Consider the following 19,705-nt stretch of genomic DNA (forward strand, 5'->3'; position numbering starts at 1 on the left):
CGTTACTTCAGATCGTCAACATAGCCCAGGCTGCGCAGCGCACGTTCGTCGTCCGCCCAACCGGATTTCACTTTCACCCACAGCTCCAGATGCACTTTAGCGTCGAACATCTGTTCCATGTCCTGGCGCGCTTCGATGCCGATGGTTTTGATCTTGGCGCCCTTGTTGCCGATGACCATTTTCTTCTGGCCTTCGCGCTCGACCAGGATCAGGCCGTGCACATCGTAGCCGCCGCGATCGTTGGCCACGAACTGTTCGATTTCCACCGTCACCGAATACGGCAGCTCTTCGCCCAGGAAACGCATCAGCTTCTCGCGGATGATCTCGGACGCCATAAAGCGCTGGGAGCGATCGGTGATGTAGTCTTCCGGGAAGTGGTGCTCCGCTTCCGGCAGCAGCTTGCGCACGATGCCGGCGATGGTGTCGACGTTCATTCCTTTCTCGGCGGAGATAGGCACCACGTCGAGGAAATTCATCTGCTGGCTGAGGAACGCGATGTGCGGCAACAGCTTGGATTTGTCGGTGACGTTATCGACCTTGTTGATCGCCAGCAATACCGGGCAGCGCAGGCTGCGCAGCTTGTTGACCACCATTTCGTCGTCGGCGGTCCAGTTGGTGCCTTCGACCACGAAGATAACCAGTTCGACGTCGCCGATCGAGCTGCTGGCCGCGCGGTTCATCAAACGGTTGATGGCGCGTTTTTCTTCGATGTGCAGCCCGGGGGTATCGACGTAGATCGCCTGATAGGCGCCATCGGTGTCGATGCCCATGATGCGGTGACGTGTCGTCTGCGGCTTACGCGACGTAATGGAAACCTTCTGCCCCAGCAGTTGGTTCAGCAACGTCGATTTGCCCACGTTCGGGCGGCCGACGATGGCGATAAAACCGCAGTGTTGTTTTACTTCACTCATTCAAGCTCCAGCTTTTTCAGCGCTTGTTCCGCTGCCGCCTGCTCGGCTTTACGGCGGCTCGAGCCGGTGCCCACCACGGGCTCGCTCAAACCACTCACCTGGCAGTGGATGGTAAACTCTTGGTCGTGCGCTTCACCGCGAACCTGCACCACCAAATAAGAAGGCAACGGCAGATGACGCCCCTGCAAAAATTCCTGCAAACGGGTTTTCGGGTCTTTCTGCTTATCACCGGGGCTGATTTCGTCCAACCGGCTGCGATACCAGTCCAAAATCAGGCGCTCGACGGTCTGGATGTCGCTGTCCAGGAACACGCCGCCGATCAATGCCTCCACCGTATCCGCCAGGATTGACTCGCGGCGGAACCCACCACTTTTCAATTCGCCCGGCCCAAGCCGCAGACATTCGCCCAGGTCAAACTCGCGCGCCATCTCCGCCAGCGTGTTGCCGCGCACCAGCGTGGCGCGCATGCGGCTCATATCGCCCTCGTCTACGCGAGGAAAGCGGTGATAGAGCGCATTGGCGATGACAAAGCTAAGAATCGAGTCACCCAGAAACTCAAGACGTTCATTGTGTTTACTGCTGGCGCTGCGGTGAGTCAAAGCCTGCAGTAAAAGCTCCTGCTGTTGAAAAGTGTAGCCCAGCTTCCGCTGCAGCCTGTTTATTACGATGGGGTTCATGAGTTACCAATAGATCAAGAATGCGTCAAAAACTTGCAGCATACGGAACAGGCCTGCTTCGCCGAAAGCCGATCCAAAGCTGTTTCGTTTGCAGTGGCTCCCAGCAGGAGCCAACTTTTATCGCTCGAGAAAGTATTCTACAACGAGTGGAAACATAATGCTGTGTTTATATCCCCTTAATCTTTCACGCCGCAACAGGCTGCGGCGTGAAATTGACAGGGAATAAATCAGCGATTAATGAATGCCGCCAATCCGGCTGAAACGCACGCCGGTAGGCCACTCGCCTTCCTGCTTTTCAAAGCTCATCCAGATGGCCGTGGCTTTACCCACCAGATTCTTCTCCGGCACAAAGCCCCAGTAACGGCTGTCCGCGCTGTTGTCGCGGTTGTCGCCCATCATGAAGTAATGCCCGGCCGGCACCACCCACTCCGCCAGCGGTTTGCCCGGCTGTTGGTAGTAAGCGCCCACCTGATCCTGCGTGCCCGGCACGGTCAGGATGCGGTGCGTCACGTTGCCCAGGCTCTCCTGACGTTCACGCAGACGAATGCCGCCCTGCGGCACGTTGTCATTCAGCGGGATCTGGTAGAAACCGTTGCTGGCCTCGCCCATGCCGCTGCGGCTGAACAGCTGTACGAAGTCGCTCGGCTGCGCGTCGGCGTAGGTGACCGCCAGCGCGGTATCGCAGGACTGCCCGCTGTTGCACGACGGCTGCACCGTAACGCGCTTATTCACCGGATCGTAAGTAATACGGTCGCCCGGCAGGCCAATCACGCGCTTGATATAATCCAGCTTCGGATCCAGCGGATATTTAAATACCGCAATATCGCCGCGCTTCGGATGACCGGTTTCAATTAGCGTGGTCTGGGTTATCGGATCTTTAATGCCGTAAGCATATTTCTCCACCAGAATGAAATCGCCAATCAACAGCGTCGGCATCATTGAGCCGGACGGGATTTGGAACGGTTCGTAAATAAACGAGCGCACCACAAAGACCAGCAGCAACACCGGGAAGACCGATGCCCCGGTCTCTACCCAGCCTGGCTGCTTAGCCACTTTCGCCAGCGTTTTATCGTCTACTGCGCCCGCGGTCTGCTCGTTGACCGCCGCAATCTTCGCGCGGCGGGCCGGCGCCCATTTAAAGCGCTCGAAGCACCAGATGATCCCGGTGACCAGGGTGGCCAACGCCAGGATCAGGGCAAACATATTCGCCATGCAAACTCCCTCGTTTCGCGAACTCGTCGCGGTTACTTGCCGTCTTTACCGACGTGCAGAATGGCCAGGAACGCTTCCTGCGGCAGCTCGACGTTGCCGACCTGCTTCATGCGCTTCTTACCGTCTTTCTGTTTCTGCAGCAGCTTTTTCTTACGGCTGACGTCACCGCCGTAGCATTTCGCCAGCACGTTTTTACGCAGCTGCTTCACGGTGGAGCGCGCGATGATGTGCGTGCCAATCGCCGCCTGAATCGCGATGTCGAACTGCTGACGCGGGATCAGATCTTTCATCTTTTCCACCAATTCACGGCCGCGATACTGCGAGTTGTCGCGGTGGGTGATCAGCGCCAGCGCATCCACGCGCTCGTTGTTGATCAGCACGTCCACGCGCACCATGTCGGAGGCCTGGAAGCGCTTGAAGTTGTAATCCAGCGACGCATAACCGCGCGACGTGGACTTCAGGCGGTCGAAGAAGTCGAGCACCACTTCCGCCATCGGGATTTCATAGGTCAACGCCACCTGGTTGCCGTGGTAGACCATGTTGGTCTGCACGCCGCGTTTCTCAACGCACAGGGTGATGACGTTGCCCAGGTATTCCTGCGGCATCAGCATGTGGCATTCGGCGATCGGCTCGCGCAGTTCCTGGATGTTGTTCAACGGCGGCAGCTTGGACGGGCTGTCGACGTAGATCACTTCTTTGCCGGTGGTTTCCACTTCGTAGACTACCGTCGGCGCGGTGGTGATAAGATCCAGATCGTATTCACGCTCCAGACGCTCCTGAATGATCTCCATGTGCAGCAGACCGAGGAAGCCGCAGCGGAAGCCGAAGCCCAACGCGGTGGAGCTTTCCGGTTCGTAGAACAGCGAAGCGTCGTTGAGGCTCAGCTTGCCCAGCGCATCGCGGAAAGATTCATAGTCGTCGGAGCTGATCGGGAACAGACCGGCATACACCTGCGGCTTCACTTTCTTGAAGCCCGGCAGCGCTTTATCCGCCGGCTGGCGCGCCTGCGTCAGGGTATCGCCCACCGGCGCGCCGAGGATGTCTTTGATCGCACAGACCAGCCAGCCCACTTCGCCGCAGTTCAGCACGTCGCGATCGACCTGCTTCGGCGTGAAAATGCCCAAACGATCGGCGTTGTACACCTGGCCGGTGCTCATGACCTTGATCTTGTCGCCCTTGCGCAGCGTCCCGTTCTTGACGCGCACCAGCGACACGACGCCCAGGTAGTTATCGAACCAGGAGTCGATGATCAACGCCTGCAGCGGCGCATTCGGATCGCCCTGCGGCGCAGGAATGTCGCGCACCAGGCGCTCCAGCACGTCGGGCACGCCGACGCCGGTTTTGGCCGAGCAACGCACCGCATCGGTGGCGTCGATGCCAACAATGTCTTCAATTTCCTGCGCGGCGCGATCCGGATCGGCGGCCGGCAGGTCGATTTTGTTCAACACCGGCACCACTTCCAGATCCATTTCGATCGCGGTGTAGCAGTTGGCCAGCGTCTGGGCTTCTACGCCCTGACCGGCGTCCACCACCAGCAGCGCGCCTTCGCAGGCCGCCAGCGAGCGGGACACTTCATAGGAGAAGTCAACGTGGCCAGGGGTGTCGATAAAGTTAAGCTGATAGGTCTGCCCATCCAGCGCCTTGTAATCCAGCGTGACGCTCTGCGCCTTGATGGTGATGCCGCGCTCGCGCTCCAGATCCATGGAATCGAGCACCTGCGCAGCCATTTCACGGTCGGACAGGCCACCGCAGATTTGGATAATGCGGTCAGACAGCGTCGACTTACCGTGGTCAATATGGGCAATAATGGAGAAATTTCGTATATGCTTCATTATAAAAGTTTTTCTGCCTTGGTATTTCTGAATTACTCGCCTATAGAAACCCGCATGGACCTAAAGCGACAGTGAATGGGTTAGGCCGTCTTGCACCTGAATCGCTGCATTCTACATGCCACACCACTGAAAACCTAGCGATCGGTGCAGTGAAGGCATTCTATTATGCGCAGTTAAATGTTACAGGGCGCCCCGGCTGATGAAAACAGATGTTAACACGGGCCATACGGCCTGAACCCAAGGTTTGCAGGCGCTCCGTGGCCGTCAAACTCCGGCGCTAATACATAACCGGCCGCAGCGCAATAAACCCCTTCTGAAATTATCGAAAAAGAATATTTGGATCAACCTCTTAGAATTCGATTCTGCCCCACATCCTTTAGGAAAAACCCCATATACGCCACTGCCTTCCCTCGGATAGAAAGGGCGTGAACTCCGCGACAAAACATTATTCCGGGCACTACATCGGCAGCCCACCGGGGTTCACCAGCATATCTGCGTACGTTGATTGGAAGGTGCATTATGATCGATAAAGGGCAAATGCTGAGCCGGCACGATTTTTCGAAGGTCAACTGGGGCATTCTGGCAGCGGCGGCGCTGCTGTTTAGCGTGGGTGCGGCGCTGTTGGTGCTGCCGCTGCTGAGCAGCATTGATGAGAACGACGTCATCACGCTGTTGCAGGCCGGCGCGGGCACAATTTTACTCGGCTGTACGCTGCTGGCGCTGCGGCATTACCTGCGCCCGGTGTTGACATATCGGCTCTACGAGCACGGCGTGCGGGTCTTTGACGGCCATCATCACAAAGAGCGTTTCATCCCGTTTGAGAAAATCGGCGACATCTATCGCTTTCGCGGCGGCAAGGCTTTTGGCGGGTTGTTTGACGTCACGGCGTTTCGCGCCGGCGCGGATCAGCCCTGGTGTACGGTCTTCAGCAATGTCGCCCATTCGTGGCGGCTGGCGGACGTGATCGTCGATCAGCAGCTGCAGCAACGCGGGCCGCTGGCGTTGAATGCGCTTTATCAGGGGGAGACGGTGTCGTTTCACACCGTTGAGGGCAACGCACGCTGGTTGTGGCAACTGCTGCTCGGCAAACGGCAAGGCACGCCGACCGAAACGCTGCGGCTGAGCGCCACCCTGCTGACCACTGAACGGGGCAACGTGCCTATCGAGCAGATCCGCGCGTTGGAAAATCATCCGCAGCGCGGCATCCGCTTATTCGACGGCCAGGGCAATGTGCTGTTCGCTATCAACGCCGATTCGCTGCTCAGCGCCGATCTGTTCATCGCGCTGCTGGAACATATGATCCACAACCGCATCCCCGCCTATCACACCCCGGCAATGACGCGGCCGTCGGTTTAAATCAGCGGGGAGTTTTCCGCCTGCATGCGCAGTGCGGTAGGCGGCAACCCAATCTGCAGCACCACCGGCTGATAATCGGCCTGCTCGCCCAGACGCCGGGCCAAGCGGCGCGCCAATATAAAGGCCGCCCCGCCGCCCAGTACGGCGCCGACTGCCGCCGAGGCGTCGCTGCCGAAACAATATTGCAATAACGCGCCGCCCAGCATCATCCCCAGCAGCGGCGTCAGGTAAACCAGCATGGCGGAGCGCAGCAGGCTGCCTTCCGCGATGCCGACCTCGACGCGCTGCCCCGGCTCGAGCGGCTGATCGATATGCACCTGCAGCTGATGCTCGGTTTCCGGCACCAGTTCGTTCAACGCGCGCGCGCCACAGCCGGAGCGCGCGGTGCAGCTGCCGCAGCCGGCCTTGGGTTCACAGCGCAACAGCGCTACGCCCTGTTGCCACGAAACCACCGTGGCCCACTCTTTCATCATTACGGCGATACCTTGAAAGAAATGCTGTCGGCGATGCGTTTGGCCGTCGCCGGCGGCAATTCGCCCACAATCGTGATTTCGTTGCCCGCGCGCACTTCGGTCTGGATGGTGCGGCGCCCTTGACGGTAGTACTGCTGCCCGGCTCCGCTGCCCGCCGGGCTGACGTTGACCGAGAAGCTGAACAAGCCGTCGCTGTAAAGGCGGGATTCAACCGGCACGGCGACATTCGGCAATTTACGGCGGTTGCGCGCCACCTCGTCTACCCCCGCCGGCAGCCAGCCGGTGCTCCAGCTCAGCTGGACGTTTTCCACCGCCGGCAGCGACAGCAGCGGCGGCAGGTTGGCTTTGAGCAGCCCCTGCATCGCACCCTGCACGTCGGCGCCGACTGCGAAGGAGATCACCCGATATTGCTCCAGCGTTTCGCCGTCGCGATCGAGCAAATCCACCCGCAGCGGCAGCTTGGTGTCCTCGTCCATCCAGACGATGTAGCTGTAGCGGGAACCGTCGCGCGCCACCACGCGCAGCACTTCACACGGCCGATCGGCGATGCGGGTGCTGCCCACGGAGATGAAGTCGTAGTACTTGGCCAGGCGGGTGAAATCGGCATAAACGATCGCCGGCAACGCATCGACGATGTGATCGCCGGTGAGCGTGAACGGCTCCAGGCCGGGTTCGAAGTAGCTGATCCCGCCGCCGCGCTGCAGCACTTCGCGGCGCGGGCCGTCCATGTGCAACAGCTGGCCGAGCGGCACGTTGCCGATCACCGCATGGCGATAGCGCAACGACTCGATTCCCTGCTTGCTGATGCTGATGTAGGCGAGCTCGTAATTGAGAGAACGGCTGGCGCTGCTCATCTGTTGCAATAACGCCCCGGACGCAGTCGGCTGCGCCGGGGCGATGCTGGAATAGAGCAGGCTGCCCGTCAATAAACAAACGGAGAACCAGATTTGCTTCATTACTGCTGTTGCATTCCTAAAGACTGAGTTCCGGGAACCTGAATGGCAGCCTGTTGCGGATTACTTTGCTCAAGCTGCAGCTGATCCGAATGCAGGCGACGTTGCAGTTCATAGTCCTGCAGCATGGCGTTGATACGCTTACGCTGTTCCTGCACCTGCTGCTGTTGGCCGCTGCCGGTGGAGAAACTGTCGGCAGGAACGCCCAGGCTGACCGGTGAGGCCTGGCCCATGATCGGCAGCGTGGTGAAGGCCGGCGATTCGGCGGCGTTCGATTCCGCAGAAGGCTGGTTGTAGTGCTGCACGCCGACGATGACCGCCAGCGACACGCAGGCCGCCATGCCGATTTGCGTAATCTGGCTAGCCCAAGGACGCACTTTGTCCCAGAACGGCATTTTCTGCCAGGTGTGCGGCTGCGGCTGAGATTCCTGAACGGCGGAAGGCACCAGCCGGGCAGGTTCTTTCTCAAGTGCAGCGGCGACGCGATCGGCGATATCGAAATGCATCACTTGTCCGATATCACCCCGCAGTGTGTCACGTATCAGGTGATAGCTCTGCCAGCTTTGCTGAAGCGTTCGATCTTGCGACAGAGAACTCAACAGCTCGCTGTCGAACGATTCACCATCCATCAGAGCGGAAAGCTTTTCTTTCTGCATGCCTAAGTACCCTTCCTGTGCCCGCCATTGCTAACGCTGGATCAGCGGTTGAACTTTATTATCGATAGCTTCCCGGGCGCGGAAAATACGCGAACGTACGGTTCCGACCGGGCAATCCATGATGGCGGCTATCTCTTCGTAGCTTAGACCATCCAACTCCCGCAGGGTAATCGCCATGCGAAGATCCTCAGGGAGAGACTCAATGGTACGGAAAACTATCTGTCTCAGCTCTTCTGACAACATTAAGTTCTCAGGGTTCGAAATTTCTTTCAGTGCGCCCGCACTTTCGTAATTTTCCGCATCGTTGGCGTCCACATCACTGGATGGCGGACGGCGCCCCTGAGCAACCAGATAATTCTTTGCCGTGTTCACGGCGATTCGATACAACCAGGTATAAAAAGCGCTGTCGCCACGGAACGATTCCAGTGCGCGATAGGCCTTGATAAACGACTCCTGCACCACATCGGGCACATCGCCCTGCGGCACATAGCGGGAAACGAGACTCGCCACCTTATGCTGATAGCGCACTACCAGTAGGTTAAACGATTTCTGGTCGCCCTTTTGGACCCGCTCAACCAGAACTTGATCCGTTAACTGCTCGCTCATCCGAGGTAAACTCTCCCCAAATCCGTCTCCACGCGTAAAATTGTACTGCCAGCCATACATTATTTTCCTGAGCAAGCACTCGCTTGGAGTTCATATAGAACACGAAGTTCCATATCGCCATTGTTTTTTCTGTTGATGTCACCCTATCCGTGGCTTTTGCCCGGACAGTTAGGCTAACATGAAATTCACTCTTCTTCTGCACACATCATACGTTATGCAACCATCATCTGAACATGTTAGCGATGTACTGATCGTCGGCAGCGGCGCTGCGGGCCTGTCACTGGCGCTGCGCCTGGCGCAGCATTGCAAGGTTACCGTTCTCAGCAAGGGGCCGCTCAGCGAGGGGGCCACCTTTTACGCCCAGGGCGGGATCGCCGCGGTGTTCGATGAGACGGACAGCATTGCCTCACACGTTGATGACACTTTGATTGCCGGCGCCGGCCTGTGCGACAAAGAGGCCGTCGAATTCATCGCCGGCAACGCGCGCCACTGCGTGCAGTGGCTGATCGATCAGGGCGTGCTGTTCGACACCGAGGTCAACGCGCAGGGCGAGGAGCATTATCACCTCACGCGCGAAGGCGGCCACAGCCATCGGCGCATCCTGCACGCCGCGGACGCTACCGGTAAGGAAGTAGAGACCACGCTGGTGGGGAAAGCAAGCGCTCACCCCAATATTTGCGTGATGGAACGCCGCAACGCGGTCGACCTTATCACGTCAAACAAAATCGGCCTGCCGGGCACCCGCCGCGTAGTGGGTGCTTACGTCTGGAACCGCGAGCTGGAGCGAGTGGAAACCTACCGCGCCAAAACGGTGGTGCTGGCCACCGGCGGTGCGGCCAAGGTGTACCAATACACCACCAACCCGGACATCTCCTCCGGCGACGGCATCGCCATGGCCTGGCGCGCCGGCTGCCGAGTCGCCAACCTGGAGTTCAATCAGTTCCACCCGACCTGCCTGTTCCACCCGCAGGCGCGTAACTTCCTGCTGACCGAAGCGCTGCGCGGCGAAGGGGCTTACCTGAAGCGCCCGGACGGCAGCCGCTTTATGCCGGATTTCGACCCGCGCGGCGAACTGGCCCCGCGCGATATCGTCGCCCGCGCCATCGACCATGAAATGAAGCGCCTGGGCGCCGACTGCATGTACCTGGACATCAGCCACAAGCCGGCGGAGTTCATCACCCAGCATTTCCCGATGATCCACGAAAAGCTGCTGACGCTGGGCTTCGATCTGACCCGGCAACCGATCCCCATCGTCCCGGCGGCGCACTACACCTGTGGCGGCGTGATGGTCGATCAGCACGGCCGCACCGATCTCGACGGGCTGTACGCCATCGGTGAGGTCAGCTACACCGGCCTGCACGGCGCCAATCGCATGGCGTCGAATTCGCTGCTGGAGTGCCTGGTTTACGGTTGGTCGGCGGCGGAAGACATTCTGCAGCGCCTGCCGTTCATCCAGCAGGCCAAACAGGTGCCGCACTGGGATGAAAGCCGGGTGGACGATGCGGACGAACGGGTGGTGATTCAGCACAACTGGCACGAGCTGCGGCTGTTCATGTGGGATTACGTCGGCATCGTGCGCACCACCAAGCGCCTTGAGCGCGCCCTGCGCCGCATCAACACGCTGCAAGCGGAAATCGACGAGTACTACGCTCACTTCCGCATCTCCAACAACCTGCTGGAGCTGCGCAATCTGGTGCAGGTGGCCGAGCTTATCGTGCGCAGCGCCATGGCGCGCAAAGAGAGCCGCGGCCTGCACTACACGCTGGACTACCCGGATTTGCTGCCGGAAGCGCTGCCGACCATTTTGCAGCCTTAAACTCTGCGACAGGGCGCCTTATCGGCGCCCTTTTCTTTTTAGTAGAACAGGTAGAAGTCGGTGATCAACCGGCGGAAATCGTCGGTATAGCTGCCGTCGGCCTGTTTGATCGCCAGCGCCTGCTCCCGCAGCGGCGTTTCCCGCTGCGTCAGCGCCAACAACACCCGGTGCAGCGGCGTATCGGCCCGATCGCTGACGTTCACTTTCGCCGCCGTGTGCCAACCGCTTTGCTGCGCCAGGCGTTCGAATTCGGCGCCGATGTCGTGCGGCAGCACCACGCAGAACGTGCCCTGCGCGGCCAGCAGCTGCGCGGCGCAGCCCAACAGCGCCTCGTGCGTTAAGGTTTCGGTGTAGCGCGCGTTGTGGCGCGCCCGATCGCGGCAGGCCACCGCCGGCTCGAAATACGGCGGATTGCTGACGATCAAATCATACTCAGCGGCATGCTGCTGCGCATAATGGTGAATATCCTGCGCATGCACGCGGATGCGCTGCAGCCACGGCGATTCCGCCGCGTTTTCGCGCGCCTGGCCGGCGGCGGCTTCATCCAGTTCCACCGCGTCGATGGTCACTTCGTCGCCGCTGCGCTGCGCCAGCATCAGCGCGATCAGCCCGCTGCCGCTGCCGATGTCCAGCACCCGGCGCGCCTGCCCCAGCGGCGCCCAGGCGCCGAGCAGCACCCCGTCAGTGCCCACTTTCATGGCGCAACGATCGTGGGCGACAAAGAATTGTTTAAAGGTAAACCCCCCGCGGCGCGGGGTAAAATCGGCTTTCGATCGCTTGCTCACACTCACCACCTGGCTATAAAACTGGCGTAGCATAAGGCAATCTGATCGGCGGGAAAAGAGCGGCTTTCCGCTTAAATAGGTGAAGATCGCGGCCAACCCGTCTATAATCGGCGCCCCAAGTAGAGGTAGACCATGACAGCAACCACTTTTTCCGAACTCGAACTCGATGATCGCCTGATCGACGCGCTGCGCGACAAAGGCTACGATCGCCCCACCGCCATTCAGGCCGCTGCGATCCCGCCGGCGATGGACGGGCGCGACGTCTTAGGTTCGGCTCCGACCGGCACCGGCAAAACCGCCGCCTTCCTGCTGCCCGTGTTGCAGCACCTGCTGGACTTTCCACGCAAGAAATCCGGCCCGCCGCGCGTGCTGATCCTGACGCCAACGCGTGAACTGGCGATGCAGGTCGCCGACCAGGCGCGTGAATTGGCTGCTCATACCTCGCTGGATATCGCCACCATCACCGGTGGCGTCGCTTACATGAACCACGCGGAAGTGTTCAGCGAAAACCAGGACGTGGTGGTCGCCACCACCGGCCGTTTGCTGCAATACATTAAAGAAGAGAACTTCGACTGCCGCGCGGTGGAAACCCTGATCCTCGACGAAGCCGACCGCATGCTCGACATGGGCTTCGCGCAGGACATCGAAACCATCTCCGCCGAAACCCGCTGGCGCAACCAGACGCTGCTGTTCTCCGCCACGCTGGAAGGCGAAGCGATCCGCGAATTCGCCGAGCGCATCCTGAAAGAGCCGGTGGAAGTGGAAGCCGATCCGTCGCGCCGCGAACGCAAAAAGATCCTGCAATGGTACTATCGCGCCGATGACGTGCAGCATAAAACCGCGCTGCTGATCCACCTGCTGAAGCAACCGGACGTGCAGAAATCGGTGATCTTCGTGCGCAAGCGCGAGCGCGTGCACGAACTGGCCACCTGGCTGCGCGAAGCGGGCATCAACACCTGCTATCTCGAAGGTGAAATGGTGCAGGCCAAACGCAACGAAGCGGTCAAACGCATGATGGACGGCCGGGTTAACGTACTGGTGGCCACCGACGTTGCCGCGCGCGGCCTGGACATCCTCGATATCACCCACGTGTTCAACTTCGACATGCCGCGCACGGCGGATACCTACCTGCACCGCATCGGCCGTACCGGCCGCGCCGGGCGCAAAGGCACCGCCATTTCGCTGGTGGAAGCGCACGACCATCTGCTGCTGGGCAAAGTGGGCCGTTACCTGAACGAGCCGCTGAAAGCGCGCGTGATCGACGAATTGCGGCCGAAAACCAAAGTGCCGAACGAGAAGAGCAACGGCAAGCCATCGAAAAAAGTGCTGGCCAAACGCGCGGAAGACAAAGCGAAGAACAAAGAAAAGGCCAAGGTGAAAGTGCGCCATCGCGACGCCAAGAACGTCGGCAAACGCCGTCAGGCGAAGGCCAAACCGGCCGGCGACGCGCAATAACCGCCGCAACCTAAGAAAAAACCGCCTGTACAGGCGGTTTTTTTATGGGCGTTTACTGCTGCGCGTAATGCGTGGCCAGGCGGCGCCCCTGCAGCCATTTATCCAGCTCGCGGAACTGCGCCTTCAGCTCGTCATTCTGCAAATGCGCCGGCGTTTGCGAGAAGTAAAACTGGAACGCATAACCCTGCTGATTGCGCGCCCGGGCATCGGCGCCAGACTGCAACAGCAACAGCGCCAGGTGCGGCGCGTTGATCTTCGCCGCCAGATGCAGCGGGGTATCCCCCAGCCGATCGCTCAACGTGGTGTCCGCCCCGGCCGCCAGCAGCAGCCGCAGCTGTTCCTCACGCCCGGCCAGCACCGCCGCCGCGAGCGGCGTGGCGCCGGTAACGGCATTGCGCACGTTCACCTGCGCCCCTTCGGTCAGCAACAACCGCAGATACTGTGCGTCTTGCAACATCGCCGCGGTGTGCAGCGCGCTGTTGCCGTCCAGCCCCGCCGTCGCCGGGTCGGCGCCGAGCTCCAGCAACGTCTGCACGCTGGCCGGCTGTTGCGAAAGCACCGCCCACTGCAACAGCGTGACCTGCCGATCGCCCCGTTCGCGCAAGCGCTCCTGTGTGGCCTGCGCACCGATGCCCTGCGTATCGCCGCGCGCCACCGCCTGAGCCAGCGCCTGGTTGCTGCGGCCGTCAAACGGTGAAATCTCCTGCCCCATCTGTTGCTCCTTAGCCATCATCAGTAAACCGGTCACCGCGACCAGCGCCAGTAAGGCTATCGCCAGCGCCCGCCGCAAGCGGCGCCCTTCAGGCATTGGCCTTCGCCTCCCACGGCTTTTGTTCCGCCATCGAGCTTATCACCTTGTCGATGCCGTGCGCCGTCAGGCTGCGATCCAGATGCTTGCTCGGCCGCCAGTCATCGATGCCGGTCAGGGTATCGTTGTTGGCCAGGGTGATGTTGTGGCCGATGGCGTCCGGGATCAGCGAAGTCGACTCCTGGGTGCTGGTCAGCATGTCATATTGCTCGCTGTAACGGCGAATGCCGCCGGCTTCGGCGTCTTTCTTCGCCGCCGCCGGATCGATACCCAGGCGATTCAGGGTGTAATCCGACACCCCGGCCGCATTGAAGGTGACCGCGACGGTGCCGGTCGCCAGCGCCGCCGTGGCCGCCAGACCGCCGCCGAGCGAATGACCGGCGATCACCAGCGCATCGCCGAAGGCCGTCTTGGCGCTTTTGGCGGCGGCAACTGCCTGATTGTACTGCACATCGTCATAACCCGTCGCCTGCCGCACGTTGCTCAGCCAGTCGCGCCAGTCGTTGGTGCCGGCGAACGCCAACACATACTGCTTGTCGTTGCTGTAAATCCCGGCCTGGAAACCGCTGCCCGCGTCGTGCAGGCTGGCGGGATCGATGCCGAACCCGAGCAACGCGCTGTCGCTCAGACGGTTGAACCCGGCGGCGCCCTGGCCGTTCAGCGAGTAAACGTCCTTGGCCAACAGCGCCAACGCATAATCGCCTTCCTGAGATTGCTGTCCCCGGGTCACGCCCGGCGCAACCGCCGTCGGCGCCGCCGCGGAGATATCGCCGACCAGCGTATTCAGCAGGTTCTGCGCGTTCAGCGTATTCTGAGAAGGGGTGGCCACCGGCACCGGATTTGCCGGCGCTGCCGCAGGCTGCGATGCCGTCGCCGTTTCGGCAGCGGCGCGAGGTGTAGGGATCGCGGCCACCGGGGATACTGCAGAGGTAAAACTTAAAGGCATACTCATGCCGACTCCTTGTCGATAGACTTTTTTATTTAGCACCTGAATAGGTGCTGATTTAGCTATCGGCAGGTCGGATGAGTTCTGTATCAGGAATGCTTATCTTTGTGCAGAATGTGATCCGCCTTCAGTTTTCGGCCATCAAGCGCAAAAAAGGGAGCCGAAGCTCCCTGATTGACTGCGCCGCCGATTACAGGCTTTCGGTAAAGGTGCGGGCGATAACGTCGCGCTGCTGTTCCGGCGTCAGGGAATTGAAACGCACCGCATAGCCGGACACGCGGATGGTCAGCTGCGGGTATTTTTCCGGATGCTTGACCGCGTCTTCCAGGGTTTCGCGACGCAGCACGTTGACGTTCAGGTGCTGGCCGCCTTCCACGCGCACGGTCGGCTGCATTTCCAGCGGCACTTCACGGTATTCGATCTGGCCCAGATCGCTGACCGCGACAACCTGATCTTCCGCGTAGTTGGCCTTGGCGCACACGCAGCGAGCTTCCGCTTTTTCATCGTCCAGCAGCCAGAAAGAATTCACCAGCGCCTGGTCGTTCGCTTTGGTAATTTGAATACCGGTAATCATTATGTTGCCTCCGTACAAGGGCGTAAAAATTCACATCGTGAGAAAACCCAATTCTGGTTTCGGCCATTTGGTAAAACCATTGTTGTCTTGTTGTTCTGTATACCAGCCTGACCGGGCCAGTTCTTTGATTAAAGTCAATTTTTACCGGGTAGGCACAAGGCGTGAAGGGGCAAATTTATGTTTTATATCAATTTTCCCGTCGCGCTAAAAAAACAATTATTTTTGTAAATTTTCAAAAATAATTGCATTACAAACGGCGGCGAGAAATGAAAAGCGGGTTTCGCTGCGCGGGCCGACACGGTAAGCTATAGCCCATGAATTGCTAAATAAAACAAAGGAGAGCGTTTATGGCCACCTCCCTCACCTGGCATGACGTGATCGGCAAAGAGAAAGAGCAGCCCTATTTTGTTGAAACGCTCGCCTTTGTTGCCGCTGAACGCCAGGCCGGTAAGACCATTTATCCACCGCAGAAAGACGTGTTCAACGCGTTCCGCTTTACCGAGCTGGCGGACGTCAAAGTCGTCATCCTCGGCCAGGATCCCTACCACGGCCCCAATCAGGCGCACGGCCTCTCTTTCTCGGTGCGCCCCGGCGTGCCGGCGCCACCGTCGCTGGTGAACATGTATAAAGAGCTGGCGACCGACATTCCCGGTTTCGAACGCCCTGATCACGGCTACCTGCAAAGCTGGGCCGAACAGGGGGTGCTGCTGCTCAACACCGTGCTGACGGTGGAAGGCGGCCGCGCGCACTCGCACGCCAACCTGGGCTGGGAAACCTTTACCGATAAAGTGATCGCCGCCCTGAACGAGAACCGCGAAGGCGTGGTGTTCCTGCTGTGGGGCTCGCACGCGCAGAAGAAAGGCAACTTTATCGACCGCAACCGCCACCATGTGCTGAAAGCGCCGCACCCGTCGCCGCTCTCCGCGCACCGCGGTTTCCTCGGCTGCCGCCACTTCTCGCAGGCCAATCAGCTGCTGGAGCAGCAAGGACTCACGCCGATCGACTGGATGCCGCGCCTGCCGCAGGCGTAGTCCAGAGACAAAAAAGGCACCCTCGGGTGCCTTTCTTTATGCCGTTGCCGGGGCGATTAAGCCTTGGCTTTGGAGACCGCGACCATCGCCGGACGCAGCAAGCGGCCGTTCAGCGTATAGCCTTTCTGCATCACCATCATCACGTGGTTCGGCTGGTGATCGGCAGATTCCATCATGCTCATCGCCTGATGCACTTCCGGGTTGAACGGCACGTTGACGTCGCCGACGATTTCGATGCCGTACTTGCGCACCACGTCCAGCAGCGATTTCAGCGTCAGCTCGATGCCTTCGATCATCGCGGCCAGTTCCGGATTGTTTTTATCCGCCAGATCCAGCGCGCGCTCCAGGTTGTCGATCACCGGCAGCAGATCGCCGGAGAATTTCTCCAGGGCGAACTTGTGCGCTTTCTCGACGTCCAGTTCGGCACGGCGACGGATGTTCTCCGCTTCCGCTTTGGCGCGCAGCAGGCTGTCGCGCTCGTGCTGCTGAGCTTCCGCCAGTTGGGCTTCCAGTTCGGCGATACGCGCATCGCGCAGATCGACGCCTTCCGCCGCTTCCGGCAGCGTATCCTCGTGATGAGCGTGTTGTTCCATTTCTTCCGAGACTTGCTCGTTTGGCGTCTTCTGTTCTTTACTACTCATGAATATCTCCGCGTTTTAGCATTAATCTCGCAACTTGGCTTATTATGGGGATCAAAACCGGGGTTTCAAGTCAACCGGTCACAATGTGGGGCATAAACGGATCCCGGTGAGGAAAATCACAGCAAATGAATAAAAAATTCACCTGTATTGGCATTGTTGGCCACCCGCGTCACCCTTCAGCGCTGGCAACCCACGAGATGCTGTTCCACTGGCTGGTCGCCCGCGGCTATTCGGTGATGGTCGAACGCCAAATCGCCCATGATTTGGGGCTGAAAGACGCCGTGACCGGCAGCCTGGCGGATATCGGCCAGCGGGCCGACCTGGCGGTGGTGGTCGGCGGCGACGGCAACATGCTCGGCGCCGCGCGCGTGCTGGCGCGCTACGACATCAAGGTGATCGGAGTCAACCGCGGCAACCTCGGCTTCCTCACCGATCTCGATCCCGACAACGCCCTGCAGCAGCTGGCGGACGTGCTGGAAGGCGAGTACATCGACGAACAGCGTTTCCTGCTGGAAACCATCGTGCATAAAGAGCACCAGCAGTGCCGCATCAGCACCGCCATCAACGAAGTGGTGCTGCACCCCGGCAAAGTGGCGCACATGATCGAATTCGAGGTGTACATCGACGATCGCTTCGCCTTCTCGCAGCGCTCCGACGGCCTGATCATCGCCACCCCGACCGGCTCCACCGCCTACTCGCTCTCCGCCGGCGGGCCGATCCTCACCCCGTCGCTGGAGGCGATCGCGCTGGTGCCGATGTTCCCGCACACCCTTTCCGCCCGGCCGCTGGTGATCAACGGCGACAGCACCATCCGCCTGAAATTCTCGCAGATCGGCAGCGATCTGGAGATCAGCTGCGACAGCCAGATCGCGCTGCCGATCCAGGAAGGCGAAGAAGTACTGATCCGCCGCAGCGATTTCCACCTGAATCTGATCCATCCGAAGGACTACAGCTATTTCAACACGTTAAGCACCAAGTTGGGCTGGTCGAAAAAATTGTTCTAAAATCTGCGCCGGCCACTTTACTGTATATAAAACCAGTTTATACTGTATGAAACTACAGTTATGTGTTTATACACAGGAAGGTTCCCATGCTGGCGCAATTAACCATCAGCAACTTTGCTATCGTTCGTGAGTTGGAAATCGATTTTCAACCGGGCATGACGGCGATCACCGGTGAAACCGGCGCCGGCAAATCCATCGCCATCGATGCGCTGGGGCTGTGCCTCGGCAACCGCGCCGACGGCAACGTGGTGCGCCTGGGAGCCGCCCGCGCCGACATCTGCGCCCGCTTCTCGCTGGCGGATACCCCGTCCGCGCGCGAGTGGCTGGAGCAAAACCAGTTGGACGACAGCAACGAATGCCTGCTGCGCCGGGTGATCAACGCCGACGGCCGTTCGCGCGGCTTTATCAACGGCACCGCCGTGCCGCTGTCGCAGCTGCGCGAGCTGGGGCAGCGCCTGATCCAAATCCACGGTCAACACGCCCATCAGCTGCTGCTCAAGCCGGAGCACCAAAAAGCGCTGCTCGACGCCTACGCCGATGAACCCGCCCTGCTGGCGGCGATGAGTCAGGCCTACCAACGTTGGCATCAGAGCTGCCGCGAGCTGGCGCACCATCAGCAGCAGTCCATCGAGCGCGAAGCGCGCAAGCAGCTGCTGCAATACCAATTGAAAGAGCTGAACGAATTCGCGCCGCAGGCCGGCGAGTTCGAACAGACCGACGCCGAGTACAAGCGCCTGGCCAACAGCGGCCAGCTGCTGACCCTCAGCCAGCAAACGTTGCAGCTGCTGGCCGACAGCGACGAGAACAACATGCTCAGCCAGCTTTACAGCGCCAAACACCTGCTGCTTGAGCTGGCCGGGTTGGACGATAAGCTCAGCGGCCTGCTGGACATGCTGGAAGAGGCCTCTATCCAGATCAGCGAAGCCAGCGACGAGCTGCGCCATTACGCCGATCGCATGGATCTCGATCCCAATCGTCTGCACGAGCTGGAACAACGCCTGTCGCGCCAAATCAGCCTGGCGCGCAAACATCAGGTCGCGCCGGAGGAGCTGCCGCAGCTGCATCAGCAGTTACTGGATGAACAGCAGCTGCTGTCGCAGCAGGAAAGCGACCATGAACACCTGAACGAGGCGGTCACCCTGCATCACCAGCAGGCGCTGGCGCTGGCGGAAGAGCTGCACCAGAAACGCCTGCATTACGCCGCCGAGCTGACCACGCTCATCACCGACAGCATGCAGGCGCTCTCCATGCCGCACGGCAAGTTCAACATCGATGTGCGCTTCGAACCGCAGCATCTTAGCGCCGAAGGGGCCAGCCGTACCGAGTTCTGCGTCTCCACCAACCCGGGGCAACCGCTGCAGCCGCTGGCGAAGGTCGCCTCCGGCGGCGAGCTGTCGCGCATCGCGCTGGCCATTCAGGTGATCACCGCCCGCAAGATGGAAACCCCGGCGCTGATCTTCGATGAGGTGGACGTGGGCATCAGCGGCCCGACCGCCGCCATCGTCGGCCGCCTGCTGCGCCAGCTCGGCGAATCCACCCAGGTGATGTGCGTCACCCACCTGCCGCAGGTGGCCGGATGCGGGCATCAGCACCTGTTCGTCAGCAAGCAGACCGACGGCACGGTCACCGAAACCCAGATGGCGCCGCTGGATAAACGCGCCCGCCTGCAGGAGCTGGCGCGCCTGCTCGGCGGCAGCGAAGTCACTCGCAATACGCTGGCCAATGCCAAAGAACTGCTGGCGGCATAAAAAAGCTCAACTTTTTCACTTTCCTGCGGTCTGACAGTGACGCTGTTGGCCCGAAAGATATCTAAAGTGCGGCGCGGCGGTGATCTTAAGCTTCCTCAACGGCCTGAAACAGGCCAAGCGCTTGAGGTGCTGAAGGAAAGCCAATGCGTCGCAACGTGAAAGATGAAGGGTATAAAGGTTTCCAACTGCCGCAAGGTCTATTATCATCGGCATCCTATGCC

At 60.0% G+C, this 19,705-nt stretch carries 19 protein-coding genes; 6 read left to right on the forward strand and 13 right to left on the reverse strand.

The genetic code is table 11. From position 1 onward, the window contains the following. Positions 1–2: 2 nt before the first annotated feature. The 4 genes from era to lepA all read right to left on the reverse strand — a co-directional run bounded on the left by era (position 3) and on the right by lepA (position 4,632). A complete protein-coding gene (gene era / locus J9788_RS19170) occupies positions 3–911 on the reverse strand; it encodes a GTPase Era (protein WP_004929162.1) in 909 nt (302 codons plus the stop codon). Next, entirely contained in the window at positions 908–1,588 is a 681-nt protein-coding gene (rnc, locus tag J9788_RS19175; RefSeq protein WP_004929158.1) for a ribonuclease III, read from the reverse strand. The genes era and rnc overlap by 4 nt, the downstream gene beginning before the upstream one ends. 234 nt (positions 1,589–1,822) lie before the next feature. Then, complete coding sequence (lepB, locus tag J9788_RS19180) at positions 1,823–2,800, reverse strand: signal peptidase I (RefSeq protein WP_033644122.1); 978 nt, start codon at positions 2,798–2,800, stop codon at positions 1,823–1,825. Positions 2,801–2,832: 32 nt separating this feature from the next. Continuing rightward, complete coding sequence (gene lepA / locus J9788_RS19185; protein WP_182265545.1) at positions 2,833–4,632, reverse strand: translation elongation factor 4; 1,800 nt, start codon at positions 4,630–4,632, stop codon at positions 2,833–2,835. Positions 4,633–5,151: 519 nt separating this feature from the next. Here lepA and J9788_RS19190 point away from each other — a divergent pair. Next, on the forward strand, positions 5,152–5,988 hold the full coding sequence (locus J9788_RS19190; RefSeq protein ID WP_182265546.1) for a hypothetical protein: 837 nt from the start codon (positions 5,152–5,154) through the stop codon (positions 5,986–5,988). On the opposite strand, the gene rseC is transcribed toward J9788_RS19190, so the two are convergent. Genes rseC through rpoE form a run of 4 tightly spaced genes read right to left on the reverse strand, consistent with a single transcriptional unit; the run spans position 5,985 to position 8,676 of the window. Continuing rightward, positions 5,985–6,461, reverse strand: a complete 477-nt coding sequence (gene rseC / locus J9788_RS19195; protein WP_182265547.1) for a SoxR-reducing system protein RseC — start codon at positions 6,459–6,461, stop codon at positions 5,985–5,987. The two genes, J9788_RS19190 and rseC, sit on opposite strands and share 4 nt — an antisense overlap. Next, a complete protein-coding gene (rseB, locus tag J9788_RS19200; RefSeq protein WP_025303948.1) occupies positions 6,461–7,417 on the reverse strand; it encodes a sigma-E factor regulatory protein RseB in 957 nt (318 codons plus the stop codon). Before rseB ends, rseC begins: the two co-directional genes overlap by 1 nt. Continuing rightward, the gene (gene rseA / locus J9788_RS19205; RefSeq protein WP_046897774.1) at positions 7,417–8,070 is read right to left on the reverse strand and encodes an anti-sigma-E factor RseA; all 654 of its coding nucleotides are present in this window, start codon (positions 8,068–8,070) and stop codon (positions 7,417–7,419) included. Before rseA ends, rseB begins: the two co-directional genes overlap by 1 nt. A gap of 30 nt (positions 8,071–8,100) precedes the next feature. Then, positions 8,101–8,676, reverse strand: a complete 576-nt coding sequence (gene rpoE / locus J9788_RS19210; RefSeq protein ID WP_004929136.1) for an RNA polymerase sigma factor RpoE — start codon at positions 8,674–8,676, stop codon at positions 8,101–8,103. Between the two features lie 214 nt (positions 8,677–8,890). Between rpoE and nadB the strand changes: the two genes are divergently transcribed. Next, a complete protein-coding gene (gene nadB, locus J9788_RS19215) occupies positions 8,891–10,492 on the forward strand; it encodes an L-aspartate oxidase (RefSeq protein WP_019452310.1) in 1,602 nt (533 codons plus the stop codon). A gap of 38 nt (positions 10,493–10,530) precedes the next feature. Here nadB and J9788_RS19220 read toward each other — a convergent pair whose 3' ends face one another. After that, a complete protein-coding gene (locus J9788_RS19220; protein ID WP_241427901.1) occupies positions 10,531–11,310 on the reverse strand; it encodes a tRNA1(Val) (adenine(37)-N6)-methyltransferase in 780 nt (259 codons plus the stop codon). Between the two features lie 99 nt (positions 11,311–11,409). Here J9788_RS19220 and srmB point away from each other — a divergent pair, with 99 nt between their 5' ends. Next, positions 11,410–12,732, forward strand: coding sequence for an ATP-dependent RNA helicase SrmB (gene srmB / locus J9788_RS19225; RefSeq protein ID WP_004929122.1), 1,323 nt, complete (start codon positions 11,410–11,412; stop codon positions 12,730–12,732). A 52-nt stretch (positions 12,733–12,784) separates the two neighbouring features. Here srmB and J9788_RS19230 read toward each other — a convergent pair whose 3' ends face one another. From J9788_RS19230 to grcA, 3 genes are all read right to left on the reverse strand, one after another. Further along, on the reverse strand, positions 12,785–13,540 hold the full coding sequence (locus J9788_RS19230; RefSeq protein WP_182265549.1) for an ankyrin repeat domain-containing protein: 756 nt from the start codon (positions 13,538–13,540) through the stop codon (positions 12,785–12,787). Beyond that, positions 13,533–14,492 (reverse strand): DUF2974 domain-containing protein, encoded by a 960-nt coding sequence (locus J9788_RS19235; protein WP_182265550.1) that lies wholly within the window; start codon positions 14,490–14,492, stop codon positions 13,533–13,535. Before J9788_RS19235 ends, J9788_RS19230 begins: the two co-directional genes overlap by 8 nt. A 184-nt stretch (positions 14,493–14,676) precedes the next feature. Beyond that, positions 14,677–15,060, reverse strand: a complete 384-nt coding sequence (gene grcA, locus J9788_RS19240; RefSeq protein ID WP_004929114.1) for an autonomous glycyl radical cofactor GrcA — start codon at positions 15,058–15,060, stop codon at positions 14,677–14,679. 347 nt (positions 15,061–15,407) lie between these two features. Between grcA and ung the strand changes: the two genes are divergently transcribed. Then, positions 15,408–16,091, forward strand: coding sequence for a uracil-DNA glycosylase (gene ung / locus J9788_RS19245; protein WP_004929112.1), 684 nt, complete (start codon positions 15,408–15,410; stop codon positions 16,089–16,091). 56 nt (positions 16,092–16,147) lie between these two features. Here the strand turns inward: ung and grpE are convergent, their stop codons facing one another. Continuing rightward, positions 16,148–16,732: a nucleotide exchange factor GrpE gene (grpE, locus tag J9788_RS19250; protein ID WP_025159545.1), complete on the reverse strand. Its 585-nt coding sequence runs from the start codon at positions 16,730–16,732 to the stop codon at positions 16,148–16,150. Positions 16,733–16,857: 125 nt separating this feature from the next. Between grpE and nadK the strand changes: the two genes are divergently transcribed. Together nadK and recN are read left to right on the forward strand one after the other, a co-directional pair. Further along, complete coding sequence (nadK, locus tag J9788_RS19255; RefSeq protein WP_015378817.1) at positions 16,858–17,736, forward strand: NAD(+) kinase; 879 nt, start codon at positions 16,858–16,860, stop codon at positions 17,734–17,736. A gap of 86 nt (positions 17,737–17,822) precedes the next feature. Continuing rightward, positions 17,823–19,484 (forward strand): DNA repair protein RecN, encoded by a 1,662-nt coding sequence (gene recN, locus J9788_RS19260; protein ID WP_004929104.1) that lies wholly within the window; start codon positions 17,823–17,825, stop codon positions 19,482–19,484. The last annotated feature ends 221 nt before the right edge of the window (positions 19,485–19,705 follow it).

Source organism: Serratia sp. X10, assembly GCF_017811775.1.
In the GTDB taxonomy this organism is placed as follows: domain Bacteria; phylum Pseudomonadota; class Gammaproteobacteria; order Enterobacterales; family Enterobacteriaceae; genus Serratia; species Serratia ureilytica.